Origin of the sequence: Paralimibaculum aggregatum, assembly GCF_030270585.1 — a bacterium.
GTDB lineage: Bacteria > Pseudomonadota > Alphaproteobacteria > Rhodobacterales > Rhodobacteraceae > Thermohalobaculum > Thermohalobaculum aggregatum.
The window spans coordinates 1-13,297 of record NZ_BSYI01000048.1; the positions used below are offsets into that span (position 1 = coordinate 1).

Annotated in this window: 12 protein-coding genes; 8 read left to right on the top strand and 4 right to left on the bottom strand. The window is 74.2% G+C overall.

All coding sequences use genetic code 11. The features are described 5' to 3' along the window. Positions 1 to 163: 163 nt before the first annotated feature. Entirely contained in the window at positions 164 to 1,099 is a 936-nt protein-coding gene (locus QSJ97_RS20875) for an aspartate carbamoyltransferase catalytic subunit (protein ID WP_285674175.1), read from the bottom strand. Between the two features lie 146 nt (positions 1,100 to 1,245). After that, positions 1,246 to 1,713, bottom strand: coding sequence for an ABZJ_00895 family protein (locus QSJ97_RS20880; protein WP_285674177.1), 468 nt, complete (start codon positions 1,711 to 1,713; stop codon positions 1,246 to 1,248). Between the two features lie 94 nt (positions 1,714 to 1,807). Between QSJ97_RS20880 and QSJ97_RS20885 the strand changes: the two genes are divergently transcribed. Further along, a complete protein-coding gene (locus QSJ97_RS20885; protein WP_285674179.1) occupies positions 1,808 to 2,446 on the top strand; it encodes a glutathione S-transferase family protein in 639 nt (212 codons plus the stop codon). Further along, positions 2,443 to 4,515 (top strand): M3 family metallopeptidase, encoded by a 2,073-nt coding sequence (locus tag QSJ97_RS20890; protein WP_285674181.1) that lies wholly within the window; start codon positions 2,443 to 2,445, stop codon positions 4,513 to 4,515. Before QSJ97_RS20885 ends, QSJ97_RS20890 begins: the two co-directional genes overlap by 4 nt. 28 nt (positions 4,516 to 4,543) lie before the next feature. Here the strand turns inward: QSJ97_RS20890 and QSJ97_RS20895 are convergent, their stop codons facing one another. Beyond that, a complete protein-coding gene (locus QSJ97_RS20895) occupies positions 4,544 to 5,530 on the bottom strand; it encodes a quinone oxidoreductase family protein (protein ID WP_285674182.1) in 987 nt (328 codons plus the stop codon). A 127-nt stretch (positions 5,531 to 5,657) separates the two neighbouring features. Between QSJ97_RS20895 and mnmE the strand changes: the two genes are divergently transcribed. The 5 genes from mnmE to QSJ97_RS20920 all read left to right on the top strand — a co-directional run bounded on the left by mnmE (position 5,658) and on the right by QSJ97_RS20920 (position 11,368). After that, on the top strand, positions 5,658 to 6,965 hold the full coding sequence (gene mnmE, locus QSJ97_RS20900) for a tRNA uridine-5-carboxymethylaminomethyl(34) synthesis GTPase MnmE (RefSeq protein ID WP_285674184.1): 1,308 nt from the start codon (positions 5,658 to 5,660) through the stop codon (positions 6,963 to 6,965). A 111-nt stretch (positions 6,966 to 7,076) separates the two neighbouring features. Next, complete coding sequence (gene mnmG / locus QSJ97_RS20905) at positions 7,077 to 8,945, top strand: tRNA uridine-5-carboxymethylaminomethyl(34) synthesis enzyme MnmG (protein ID WP_285674186.1); 1,869 nt, start codon at positions 7,077 to 7,079, stop codon at positions 8,943 to 8,945. Then, positions 8,942 to 9,586 (top strand): 16S rRNA (guanine(527)-N(7))-methyltransferase RsmG, encoded by a 645-nt coding sequence (locus QSJ97_RS20910; protein ID WP_285674187.1) that lies wholly within the window; start codon positions 8,942 to 8,944, stop codon positions 9,584 to 9,586. The genes mnmG and QSJ97_RS20910 overlap by 4 nt, the downstream gene beginning before the upstream one ends. Next, entirely contained in the window at positions 9,570 to 10,394 is an 825-nt protein-coding gene (locus QSJ97_RS20915) for a ParA family protein (RefSeq protein WP_285674189.1), read from the top strand. The genes QSJ97_RS20910 and QSJ97_RS20915 overlap by 17 nt, the downstream gene beginning before the upstream one ends. Before the next feature lie 14 nt (positions 10,395 to 10,408). Further along, the gene (locus QSJ97_RS20920; protein ID WP_285674191.1) at positions 10,409 to 11,368 is read left to right on the top strand and encodes a ParB/RepB/Spo0J family partition protein; all 960 of its coding nucleotides are present in this window, start codon (positions 10,409 to 10,411) and stop codon (positions 11,366 to 11,368) included. A 296-nt stretch (positions 11,369 to 11,664) separates the two neighbouring features. Here the strand turns inward: QSJ97_RS20920 and QSJ97_RS20925 are convergent, their stop codons facing one another. Further along, positions 11,665 to 12,351, bottom strand: coding sequence for a ribonuclease T2 family protein (locus QSJ97_RS20925; RefSeq protein WP_285674193.1), 687 nt, complete (start codon positions 12,349 to 12,351; stop codon positions 11,665 to 11,667). Positions 12,352 to 12,470: 119 nt separating this feature from the next. Between QSJ97_RS20925 and QSJ97_RS20930 the strand changes: the two genes are divergently transcribed. Beyond that, positions 12,471 to 13,238 carry a DUF1013 domain-containing protein gene (locus tag QSJ97_RS20930; RefSeq protein ID WP_285674195.1) on the top strand — a complete coding sequence of 256 codons (768 nt, stop codon included), beginning with the start codon at positions 12,471 to 12,473 and terminating at the stop codon, positions 13,236 to 13,238. Positions 13,239 to 13,297 lie beyond the last annotated feature (59 nt).

A 13,297-nucleotide genomic window follows, 5' to 3' on the forward strand; every position in this document is an offset into this window, starting at 1 on the left:
CCGCCGCTTTGCCTCGGCGCTTGTGCATCGGGGGGTCCTGCCGATCAGGGAGATCACGGGTCATCGCGCCGCGGCGGCTCCGGCGGCGGGCCGGGCCGGGGAAGGCGCGCGCGGCGGCCCGGGCGCCGTCACGGGCGCCGCAACGGGCGCTGCGGGCACCGGCTCAGGCGGCGGCGCCATGGCTGCGGGCCAGGAGGTCGAGCACCGCCATGCGCACCGCGACGCCCATCTCGACCTGCTGCTGGATCACCGAGCGGTCGATGTCGTCGGCCACGGTGGGGTCGATCTCGACGCCGCGGTTCATCGGGCCGGGATGCATGACGATGGCGTCCGGCCGGGCCAGCGCCAGCTTCTCGGCGGTGAGGCCGTAGCGGTGGAAGAACTCGCGCCGCGAGGGCAGCGCGGTGCCCTCCAGCCGCTCGTTCTGGATGCGCAGCATCATCACCACGTCGCAGTCGGCGAGCCCGGCCTCCATCTCGGTGAAGACCTCGACGCCGAAGCGCTCGATGCCGGAGGGCAGCAGGGTCGGCGGCGCGATCACCCGGACCCGGTTCTCCATGGCATTGAGGCAGAGGATGTTGGAGCGCGCCACGCGGGAATTGGCGATGTCGCCGCAGATCGCCACGGTGAGGCGCGACAGCCGGCCCTTGTGGCGCCGGATGGTGAGCGCGTCGAGCAGCGCCTGGGTCGGGTGCTCGTGGCGCCCGTCGCCGGCATTCAGCACCGCGCAGTTGACCTTCTGCGCCAGCAGCGCCACCGCCCCGGAGGCGCCGTGCCGCACCACCAGGAGGTCCGGATGCATGGCGTTCAGCGTCACCGCGGTGTCGATCAGCGTCTCGCCCTTGCGCATCGAGGAGGAGGAGACCGACATGTTCATCACATCCGCCCCGAGCCGCTTGCCGGCGAGCTCGAAGGAGGCCTGGGTGCGGGTCGAGGCCTCGAAGAACAGGTTGATCTGGGTGAGCCCGCGCAGCCGGTCGAGATGCTTGTCGCGCCGCCGGTTGAGCGCGACGTAATCCTCGGAGAGGTCGAGGATCGCGGTGATGTCGGCCGCCGAGAGCTGCTCGATGCCGAGGAGATGTCGATGTGCGAAGCCCATGCGGCGCTTCATAGCCGGCCCGGAGCGCGCCGTCACCTCCCCGCGCGCGGGGCGCGGCGCGGCGTCTCACCGGGCGCTGGCGGGGCGCCCCTGGGGCCTGCGCGGGGCGTGTGCGGAGGCCGGCCGCGGGGGCCGGCGGGGGCGGCTCAGCGGCGCATCCGCGCCATGCTGCGGGCCATGTTGCCGACGGCATAGGCGAAGATCCAGCGCAGCCCGAGCAGCAGGATCGCCAGCGCGCTCAGGGCGGTGACGGCGACGACCGCGAGCGCCGTCGGCTCGGCCAGCGGCGCGGCGGCGGCGGCCAGCGCGGCGCGGTCCTCCGGGCCGAGCGCGAGCGCCGCCCAGACCCCGGTCAGCAGCGCCGAGACCAGCAGCGTGACCCCGAGCAGCGCGAAGGCGAGGCGCCAGGCGGCCGGGCCCCGCGGCGCGGCGCCGCCGCGCATCGCATGGCGGCTGCCGGCGAAGAAGGTCGCGGCCAGCACCGGCACCACGGCGATGCCGCCGCCGATCTCCGGCCCGCCGAGGGCGGCGAGGCCGGCGAGCAGGGCGCCGAGGGCGATGGTCGCGGCGAGCAGGGCGAGCGCATGGTCGCGGAGGATGCGGCGGTCGGGCATGGATGCGGGTCCCTTTGGCGTCTGCAGGCGAGACGGCTTGGCGGGGCCCGGCCGTCCCATTAGCTTATGGCCTGATCAGAAGAGGAATTGCGCGATGCTGCCGAAACCCGTGCTGCTCTACGACCAGCCCCTGGCGCCGAACCCGATGCGGCTGAACCTGTTCCTCGCCGAGAAGGGCATCGAGATCGAGCGCATCCCGGTAGACCTGATGGCCGGCGCGCACAAGAGCCCGGACTATCTCGCCCGGGTCGGCGCGCCGCAGGTGCCGGCGCTCGAGCTCGAGGACGGCACCGTGATCACCGAGACCCAGGCGATCGCGCGCTATCTCGAGGCGCTGCATCCGGAGCCCAACCTGCTCGGGCGCGGCCCGCTGGAGGCGGCGCTGATCGAGATGTGGCAGCGCCGGGCCGAGTTCGGCCTGTTCGCCGCGGTCGGGCACAGCTTCCGGCACAGCAATCCGAAGATGGCGGTGCTCGAGCAGCAGTGCCCGGACTGGGCCGAGGTCAACCGCGGCCGCATCGACGGGCATCTCGCGGCGCTGGACCGGCGCCTCGAGGGGCGCGACTGGATCGCCGCCGACCGGCTGACCATGGCCGACATCACCGCCTATGTCGCGGCGAACTTCCGGCGGATCATCCGCCACGAGATGCCCGGCGGCCTCGACAACCTCGCGGCCTGGATGGCGCGCATCGCGGCGCGCCCTGCCACCGCGGCCCTGGAGACGAAACGATGAGCGAGAGCGTGAACCCGGCGATCACCGACTGGACCGGGCCCTTCGGCCTGCCCGATTTCGGAGCGATCGCGCCGGCGGATTTCGAGCCGGCCTTCGCCGCGGCGATGGGCGATCACAATGCCGAGATCGCGGCGATCCGCGACAACGCGGCGGCGCCGGACTTCGCCAACACCATCGAGGCGCTGGAGCGCGCCGGCGAACGGCTCGACCGGGTGGCCAGCATCTTCTTCACGCTGGCCGCCTCGGACACCAGCGCCGAGCTGCAGGCGATCGAGCGGCGGCTCAGCCCGCAGCTCGCGGCGCATGGCCAGGCGATCCTGACCGATGCGGCGCTCTGGGCGCGGGTCAAGGCGGTGACGGCCGAGGGGCTCGGGCCGGAGGCGGCGCGGGTGACCGAGCTGGCGCAGCGCCGCTTCCGCCGCGCCGGCGCGGATCTCGACGCGGCCGGCCGGGCGCGGATGCGCGAGATCGGCACCCGGCTGGCCGAGCTCGGCACCGCCTTCGCGCAGGCGGTGCTGAAGGACGAGCAGGACTGGTCGCTGGCGCTCGGCGAGGACGACATGGCCGGGCTGCCGGATTTCCTCGTCGCCGCGGCGCGGGCCGAGGCGGCGGCCCGCGGGGCGGATGCGGCCGGGGTGATCACGCTGTCGCGCTCCTCGGTGGAGCCGTTCCTCGCCCTCTCCGACCGGCGCGACCTGCGCGAGGCGGCCTGGCGGGCCTGGACCGGGCGCGGCGAGAGCGGCAGCGAGGGCGGCGCTGGCGGCACCTGGCCGATCATCGCCGAGACGCTGGCGCTGCGCGACGAGAAGGCGAAGCTGCTCGGCTTCGAGAGCTTCGCGGATTTCCGCCTCGCCGAGGAGATGGCGAAGACGCCGGACCGGGTGCGCGGGCTGCTGATGCAGGTCTGGCGCCCGGCCCGGGCGAAGGCCGAGGCCGACCGCGCGGCGCTGGAGGCGCTGGCGCAGGAGGCCGGGATGAACGATCCGGTCGAGGCCTGGGACTGGCGGTATCTCGCTGAAAAACAACGGAAAAAACTCCACGATCTCGATGAGGCGGCGCTCAAGCCCTATCTCGCGCTGGACAATGTCATCGCCGCCGCCTTCGATGTGGCCGGGCGGCTCTTCGGGCTGGAATTCCGCGAGGTCGAGGGGCTGCCCCTGCCCCACCGCGATGCGCGGGCCTGGGAGGTGACGCGCGGCGGCGCCCATGTCGGGCTCTTCGTCGGCGACTATTTCGCGCGCAGCTCGAAGCGCTCGGGCGCCTGGGCGAGCGCGCTGCGCCGGCAGCAGAAGCTGACCGAGCCGCACCGGCCGATCATCCTCAACACCTGCAACTTCGCGAAGGGCGCGCCGACGCTGCTGAGCTTCGACGATGCGCGGACGCTGTTCCACGAGTTCGGCCATGCGCTGCACGGGCTGCTCTCGGACGTCACCTATCCCTCGATCAGCGGCACCGCGGTGGCGCGCGACTTCGTCGAGCTGCCGAGCCAGCTCTACGAGCACTGGCTGGCGGTGCCGGAGGTGCTGGCCAAGCATGCCCGCCATGTCGAGACCGGGGCGCCGATGCCCGAGGCGCTGGTGGCGCGGCTGAAGGCGGCGGAGACCTTCGGCCAGGGCTTCGCCACGGTGGAATATCTCGGCTCGGCGCTGGTCGATCTCGAGATGCACGGGCCGCGCGCGGCCGCGGCGGCGGCCGACCCGGCGGCGTTCGAGGCGGCGGTGCTGGCGGAGATCGGCATGCCGCGGGAGATCGCGATGCGCCACCGCAGCCCGCATTTCCTGCATGTCTTCGCCGGCAGCGGCTATGCCTCGGGCTATTACAGCTACATGTGGTCGGAGGTGATGGATGCCGATGCCTTCCGCGCCTTCGAGGAGACCGGCGACGTGTTCGACCGGGCGACCGCGGCGAAGCTGGAGGCGCATGTGCTCTCGGCCGGCGGGCGCGCCGAGCCGGAGGCGGCCTATCTCGGCTTTCGCGGCGCCATGCCGGGGCCGGAGGCGCTGCTGGAAGGGCGCGGGCTGGCCGATGCCGGGACCGGTGCGGGTGCGGATGCCGGCGCCGCCGGCTGAGGGCGGCGCCGGGGTCTCGGGCCGGCCCTCAGGGCTTCAGGATCAGCGAGCCGGTGGTGGCGCGGCCCTCGAGCGCGGTATGCGCCGCCACCGCCTCGGCCAGCGGGAACACCGTCGGCTCGGCGAGCCTGACCGCGCCGGAGGCGAGCACGGCGAAGAGATCGTCGGCCGCGGCCTGCAGCGCCTCGCGGGTGGCGACATAGCTCGCCAGCGTCGGCCGGGTCACGAAGAGCGAGCCCTTGGCGGCGAGGATGCCGAGATCGACGCCGGTGATCGGGCCCGAGGCATTGCCGAAGGTGACGAAGAGCCCGCGCGTGCGCAGGCAGTCGAGCGAGGCCATGAAGGTGTCGCGGCCGACGCCGTCGAACACCACCGGCACGCCCTCCCCGCCGGTGATCTCGCGCACCTTCGGCGCGATCGCCTCGACGCCCTCGGCGCGGTAGTCGATCACATGATCGGCGCCGAGGCCGCGCACCAGGGCGCATTTCTCGGCCCCGCCGGCGGTCGAGATCACCGTCGCGCCGAGGGATTTCAGCCATTGCACCGCGATCTGCCCGACGCCGCCGGCGCCGGCATGGAAGACCACGGTCTCGCCGGCCTCGACGCGGTGGATCTGGCGGATCAGGTATTGCACCGTCAGGCCCTTGAGCAGGCTGCCGGCGGCGGTCTCGAAGGCGATCGCCTCGGGCAGGCGGACGGCGCGGTCGGCCTTGACGACATGGGCCTCGGCATAGGAGCCGATCGGGCCGGAGCAGTAGACCGCGCGCTCGCCGACCTCCCAGCCGGCGCCTTCGCCGACCGCCTCGACGGTGCCTGCGGCCTCGAGCCCGATGCCGGAGGGCAGCGGCACCGGGTAGAGACCCGAGCGGTGATAGGTGTCGATGAAGTTGACGCCGATCGCGGCATGGCGGATGCGGATCTCGCCGGGGCCGGGCTCCGGCAGCGGCACGCGGGTGGCGGTCATGACGGCGGGGCCGCCGGTCTCGGTGATGCGGATGGCGTCGATCTCGGCCATGGGCGGGGTCCTTTCCTGGGCTGCCGGGGGTCCGCGCGGCGCGGCCCGCCGGTCTGGGCGGATAGAATTGAGCCGGGCCGCGGCGGCGGGTCAAGGCCGGGAGACTGTGGGTCATGAGCGGGCGGGCATGAGCGGGCAGCGGGCGACGATCTATGCGCCGGCGACGGCGCCGGGGCGGGCCGGGATCGCGGTGGTGCGGATCTCCGGCCCGGCGGCGGATGCGGTGCTGGCGGCGCTGACCGGCGGGCCGCTGCCGGCGCCGCGGCGGGCGGCGCTGCGGCGGCTGCGCGACGGCGCCGGCGGGCTGCTGGACGAGGCGCTGGTGCTGCGCCTCGCCGCGGGCGCCAGCTTCACCGGCGAGGCGATGGTCGAGCTGCACTGCCATGGCGGGCTCGCGGTGCTGCGCGCGGTGCTGGCGGCGGTGGCGGCGGTGCCGGGCACCCGGCTCGCCGAGCCCGGCGAGTTCACGCTGCGCGCCTTCGAGGCCGGGCGGATGGATCTCGCCGAGGTCGAGGCGCTGGGCGACCTGATCGCGGCGGAGACCGAGGCGCAGCGGGCCCAGGCGGTGCGCCAGCTCGGCGGGCTGTCGCGGCTGGCGGAGGGCTGGCGCGGGGCGCTGGTGCGGGCGCTGGCGCTGACCGAGGCGGTGATCGACTGGGCCGACGAGGAGGTGCCGGAGCGGGTCGAGCCGGAGGTCGGCACCCTGCTCGGCGGCGTGGTGGCGGAGATCGACCGGGCGCTCGCCGTCTCGGAGGGGGCGGAGCGGCTGCGCCAGGGCTTCGAGGTGGCGATCCTCGGCGCGCCGAATGCCGGCAAGTCGAGCCTGCTGAACGCGCTCGCCGGGCGCGAGGCGGCGATCACCTCGCCGATGCCGGGCACCACGCGCGACGTGGTCGAGCTGCGCTACGATCTCGAGGGGCTGCCGGTGGTGTTCCTCGACATGGCCGGGCTGCGCCCCACGGCCGACCCGGTGGAGGCGATCGGGGTGGCGCGCGCCACCGCGCGGGCCGAGGCGGCGGCGCTGCGGCTGCTGCTGGCGGCGCCGGATGCGCCGCTGCCGCGGGAGGCGCTGGCGCTGGAGCGGCCGGGGGACCTGCGGCTCGCCAGCAAGGCCGATCTCGGCGGCGCCGCGGCGGGCCTTGCGGTCTCGGCGACCACCGGCGCGGGGCTGCGGGCGCTGCTCGGCGCGATCGCGGCGCGGCTCGGCGAGCGGGTGCCCTCGGAAGGGCTGGTGGCGCATGAGCGGCAGCGGCTGGCGCTGGAGGCGGCGCGAAATGCGCTGGCGCAGGCCGCCGAGGGGCTGGATTTCCGCCCCCCCGAACTGATATCGGAGGACATCCGCACCGGGCTCCGCGCGCTGGAACGGCTGATCGGGCGGGTGGACACCGAAGAGGTTCTGGGCGAGGTCTTCGCGCGGTTCTGCCTCGGCAAGTGAGCGCGGCCCGGCCTGTTCCACGTGGAACATCGGCACGGGCACGGACACTGGAACGGGCACGGGCTCCCGGCGGCGGGCGGACTGTTCCACGTGAAACAACCGGGTGACGGGATGACGACGGACGGGTTCGATGTTGTGGTGATCGGCGGCGGCCATGCGGGCGCCGATGCCGCCCATGCGGCGGCGCGCTGCGGCGTCTCGGTGGCGCTGGTCACGCATCGCGCCGACCGCATCGGCGAGATGTCCTGCAACCCGGCGATCGGCGGCCTCGGCAAGGGCCACCTGGTGCGCGAGATCGACGCGCTGGACGGCGTCATGGGCCGGGTCGCGGACCGCGCCGGCATCCAGTTCCGCCTGCTCAACCGGCGCAAGGGGCCGGCGGTGCGCGGCCCGCGGGCGCAGTGCGACCGGGCGCTCTATCGCCGGCACATGCAGGCCGAGATCGCCGCCATGCCGGGCCTCGCGGTGGTCGAGGGCGAGGTGGTGGACATCGAGATCGCCGGCGGCCGCGTCGCCGCGGTGGTGCTGGCCGGGGGCAGCCGCCTGCCGGTCCGCGCCGTGGTGCTGACCACCGGCACCTTCCTCGGCGGCGTCATCCATATCGGCGAGGAGCGCCGCGCCGGCGGGCGCATGGGCGACCCCGCGGCGCAGCGCCTCGCCGACCGGATCCGCGGCCTCGGCCTCGATGTCGGGCGGCTGAAGACCGGCACCCCGCCGCGGCTCGACCGCGCCACCATCGACTTCGCCGCGCTGGAGGCGCAGCCGGGGGATGCCGAGCCGGAGCTGTTCTCCTTCCTCAGCCGCGCGCCGGAGGCCCGCCAGGTCCCCTGCCACATCACCCATACCAACGAGCGCACGCACGAGATCATCCGCGCCAATCTCGCGCGATCGGCGATGTATGGCGGGCATATCGAGGGCGTCGGCCCGCGCTACTGCCCCTCGATCGAGGACAAGGTGGTGCGCTTTGCCGAGAAGCCGTCGCACCAGATCTTCCTCGAGCCGGAGGGGCTGGCGGACCGGCAGGTCTATCCCAACGGCATCTCGACCTCGCTGCCGGCGGCGGTGCAGGTGGACTATGTGCGCTCGATCCGCGGGCTGGAGCGGGCCGAGATCCTGCGCCCCGGCTATGCCATCGAATACGACTATGTCGACCCGCGGGCGCTCGGCCCGACGCTGGAGCTGCGCGCGGTCGCCGGGCTCTGGCTCGCCGGCCAGATCAACGGCACCACCGGCTACGAGGAGGCGGCGGCGCAGGGGCTGGTCGCCGGCCTCAACGCGGCGCGCAGCGTGCGCGGCGAGGAGCCGGTGAGCTTCCCGCGCACCGGGAGCTATATCGGCGTGATGATCGACGATCTGGTGAGCCGCGGCGTCACCGAGCCCTACCGCATGTTCACCTCGCGCGCCGAATACCGGCTCTCGCTGCGCGCCGACAATGCCGACCAGCGGCTGACCCCGCTCGGCATCGCGGCGGGCTGCGTCGGGGAGGCCCGGCGGGCCGCCTTCGAGGCCCGGCGCGCGCGGCTGGAGGCGGCGCGCGGCCTCGCCCGGGCGGTGAGCATCACCCCCTCGGAGGCGCAGAAGGCCGGGCTCGCGCTCAACCAGGACGGCGTGCGCCGCAACGCGCTGGAGCTGCTGGCGCATCCGGAAGGCTCGCCCGAGGTGCTGGTGCGGCTCTGGCCCGAGCTCGGCGCGGTCGCGCCGGATGATCTCGCCCAGCTCGCCCGCGAGGCGCATTACGCCGGCTACATCGCCCGGCAGGAGGCCGACATCGCCGAGCTCGCCCGCGAGGAGGCGCGCCCGCTGCCGCCGGGGATCGACTTCGCCGCCCTGCCCGGGCTCTCCGGCGAGCTGCGCGCCAAGCTCGCCGCGCGCCGGCCGCGCAGCCTCGGCGAGGCCCGCCGCATCGAGGGCATGACCCCGGCGGCGCTGGCGCTGCTGCTGGTGGCGGCAAGGCGGCTCGACACCCGGAAGTCGGCGTGAGCCCGGAGGCCTTCGCCCGGGCCTTCGATGTTTCACGTGAAACGCTGGCCCGGCTCGAGATCTTCGCCCGGGTGCTGGAAACCTGGACCCGGCGGATCAACCTGATCGCGCCTTCCACCGTGCCGGAGCTCTGGTCGCGCCACATCGCCGACTGTGCCCAGCTCTGGCCGCTGCGGCCCGCGGGCGCCCGCAGCTGGGTCGATCTCGGCGCCGGCGCCGGCCTGCCCGGGCTGGTGATCGCGGCGCTCGCCGCCGAGGCCGGCGGCCCGGCGGTGACGCTGGTCGAGTCGGACCGGCGCAAGGCCGCCTTCCTCGCCACCGCGGCGCGCGAGATGGGGCTGGCGCCGGCGATCCGCGCCGAGCGCATCGAGGCGCTCGCGCTGCCCGCCCCGCCGGAGGTGATCTCGGCCCGGGCGCTGGCCCCGCTGCCGGCGCTGCTGGCCCATGCCGCCCGCCTCGGCGGCCCGGAGACGGTGGCGCTGTTTCCCAAGGGCGCACGTGCCGATTCCGAATTGACCGCGGCGGCGGAGCGCTGGCATTATCACGTGACAAAGATCGCGAGCCGCACCGACGGCAACGCGACGATCCTGAGGCTAACCCATATTCGGAGCATCGAGCAGAGCCATGACCCAACATCTTGAGCCGCCATCGGCGGCAGGCCGGATCATCGCGATCGTCAACCAGAAGGGCGGCGTCGGCAAGACGACCACCGCGATCAATCTCGGCACCGCGCTCGCGGCCCGCGCCCAGCGCGTGCTGATCGTCGATCTCGACCCGCAGGGCAACGCCTCCACCGGCCTCGGCATCGACCCCGAGGCCCGCGCCCGGACCACCTATGACGTGCTCTGCGGCGCCACCCCGATGGCCGCCGCGATCCAGAGCTCGGGCCATGAACGGCTCGACATCGCCCCGGCCACCGTCGATCTCTCCGGCGTCGATGTCGAGATGGTCGACGACCCGGACCGCGCCCGCCGCCTGCGCGCGGCGCTGCGCGCGCCCGAGGCGGCGGCCGATCTCGCCGCCTACGACTTCGTGCTGATCGACTGCCCGCCCTCGCTCAACCTGCTCACCGTCAACGCGATGACCGCGGCCGACAGCGTGATGGTGCCGCTGCAATGCGAGTTCTTCGCCCTCGAGGGCCTGACCCAGCTGCTCGGCACGATCCGCCGGGTGCAGCGCGGGCTCAATCCGGGGCTGCGCATCCACGGCATCGTGCTGACCATGTTCGACCGCCGCAACCGGCTCTCCGCCCAGGTCGAGGAGGATGTCCGCGCCACCCTCGGCGAGGTCGTCTACCAGACCGTGATCCCGCGCAATGTCCGGCTCTCCGAGGCGCCGAGCCACGCCCTGCCGGCGCTGGTCTACGACCGCGACTGCGCCGGCAGCCGGGCCTATCGCACGCTGGCCACCGAGGTGCTGTCGCGCGACGGCGTGACGCTGGCGGCATGAGGGAGGAGAAACCCATGAACGCGCATCCCCCCGCCCGCAAGTCCGAACCGCGCCGGGGCCTCGGCCGCGGCCTCTCCGCGCTGCTCGGCGAGGAGCCGGTCGCGGTTGCGCCGGAGACCAAGGCGGTGCCGTTCGGCGCCGAGCCCCGCACCACCGGCGAGGCGCTGGTGGTCTCGATGCCGATCGACCTGGTGGCGCCCAACCCCGACCAGCCGCGCCGGCGCTTCGACGAGGCGGCGCTCGAGGAGCTCGCCGCCTCGATCCGCGAGCGCGGCGTGCTGCAGCCGATCATCGTGCGCCCGGACCCGGCGAAGAGCGGCCTGCACCAGATCGTCGCCGGCGAGCGGCGCTGGCGCGCGGCACAGCGCGCCGGGCTGCACGCGCTGCCGGCGATCGTCCGCGAGGTCGACGACCGCACCCTGCTCGAGGTCGCGATCATCGAGAACGTGCAGCGCGCCGATCTCAACCCGATCGAGGAGGCCGAGGGCTATGCCCAGCTGATCGAGACCTTCGGCTACACCCAGGAGGATCTCGCCCGCGTCGTCGGCAAGAGCCGCAGCCACCTCGCCAACCTGCTGCGCCTGCGGCTGCTGCCCGAGGAGGTCCAGGCGATGCTGCGCGAGGGCCGGATCTCCGCCGGCCATGCCCGCGCGCTGGTCACCGCGCCGAACCCGGCGGCGCTGGCCCGCGAGGCGGTGGCCAAGGGCATGAGCGTGCGCCAGATCGAGGCCCGCGCCAAGGAGGCAAGGGCGGCCGGCGACGGCAGCGTCGGCGGCGCGGCCGAGGGCCGCTCCGGCGGCAGGGCGGCGCGGCCCGAGAAGGACGCCGACACCCGGCTCCTCGAGGGCGACCTCTCCGCCGCGCTCGGCATGCGGGTGGAGATCGTCCACGAGGCCGGCGGCGAGGGCGAGCTGCGCATCCGCTACCGCAACCTCGACGATCTCGACCGGATCTGCCAGCGCCTCGCCGAGTAGCGCCGGCCCCGCCCCACCCGGCCCGGGCCGGCCCCGACCCGACCCGCGGCGCATCCCGCACGCCGCCGCGGCGCTGCGCCGCCGCACCAGGGCGCCTCCGGGGCGCCGCGTCGGGCGCGCCGCCCGTGGCAGGGTCACGCCCGCGGCGCATGACCGCCGGGAGCGCCGGTGGCAACCCTGCCATCGCCCGGCCGCCACCGGCGCTGCCCTCGCCTCTCGCGCCGCGGGCGGACCGCCGCCGTCCCGCCCGGGGGCCGACGCGGCGCGCCCGGACCGGGCGCCGCGAAGGCCATGCCTCAGCGCATCGGCGGCAGCAGCGCCTGGCTGCGCCGGCAGTCGCGCCGGGCGCTGTGGCTGCAGGCCCGCGGCTCGAGGCTCCGGGTCAGGCAGATCCGCACCTCCCGGATCAGCCCGTCGCCGCAGGTGACGAAGATCGCATCCGGATCAAGCCCCGGATTTTCCTCGAGAAATGCCGCCTCCACCACATCCGGGTCGAGCCGCATATCGGTGTCGATCCGGCGCAGGATCTCGGGCCGGCGCACCCGCGCATAAGCCTCGCGCGCCAGCCTGAAATAGTCCCGCGACGACATCCCGGAGCAGCGCCCGTGCTTCTTCCACTGGTACCAGGCGAGCCCGCCGCTGCCGAAGATGTCGGCCATCGCCCGGGTCTCGCGCTTCGAGGGGTCACGCCCGCGGCTGCGGCAGAATTCCGGCCAGTCGTCCTCGCCCTGCGGCCAGAGGCCGTGCAGCAGGAAGCCGTGATCGTGCCGCGGGTCGCATTGCGGGGCGTTCCGGCGATCGCCCTCGGCGCGGCACCAGGAGGCGTTCCAGGACAGCGCCAGCACGTAGTAGTCGAACCCCTCGGCCCGGGCCCGCTGGCCCGGCAGTCCCGCCCCGAAACCGATCGCGAGGCCGATCCCGAGGGCGAGGACCCCGCCCAGCCTGCGCCATCCGGCACCTGCGGAATATTGCTTTATTTGCATCGCTGCATGTCCTATATGTCGGTTGACCCGGCGCGGCCACCCGCGCACGGCGCGGCCTTGCTTTGCCTGCGCCGACGGTTTGGCTGCCCGCCCCCGAACAGATCGTGCCGAGGACCCCGATGACCGACACCCTGCCCTTGATGCCCAAGGCGACCGCCGTCTGGCTGGTCGACAACACCACGCTCACCTTTCGCCAGATCGCCGAGTTCTGCGGCATGCACGAGCTCGAGGTGGCCGGCATCGCGGATGGCGAGGTGGCGGTCGGCATCAAGGGGCTCGACCCGGTGCAGAACAACCAGCTCACCGCCGAGGAGATCCGGCGCTGCGAGGCCGACCAGATCGCCCGGCTGCGGCTGATCCGGCGCAGCGTGGCGCCGCCGCCGAAGAAGAAGACGCCGCGTTACGTGCCGGTCTCCAAGCGGCAGGACCGGCCCTCGGCGATCGCCTGGCTGGTGCGCTACCATCCCGAGATCGAGACGCCGCAGATCGCCAAGCTCGTCGGCTCGACCAAGCCCACCATCGAGGCGATCCGCAACCGCACGCATTGGAACTCCGCCAATATCCAGCCGGTGGACCCCGTGGCCCTCGGCCTCTGCTCCCAGATCGAGCTCGACGCCGTCGTCGCCAAGGCCCAGGAGAAGAAGGCCAAGAAAGCCGGCGATGTGCAAGAGGCGGCGGGCGGGCTGATGTCGACCGAGGAGAGCCTGGCGCTCGGCGAGCCGGAGGAGAGCGCGGCGCTGCCGCAGCCCTCGGCCGAGTTCATGTCGCTCGGCGACCCGCGCGGCGAGGGCGAGGAGGGCGAGGAGCCGGACGGTTTCGAGCGCGGCCGCGCGATCGACCCCGAGGCGCTGTTCAACCTGCCCCGCGGCGACGGCGCCAAGGAGTAACCCCCGCGCCCGCCACGGTTTCGTGACGCGATGTGAGCCCGGCGCCGGGCCGCCGGCGG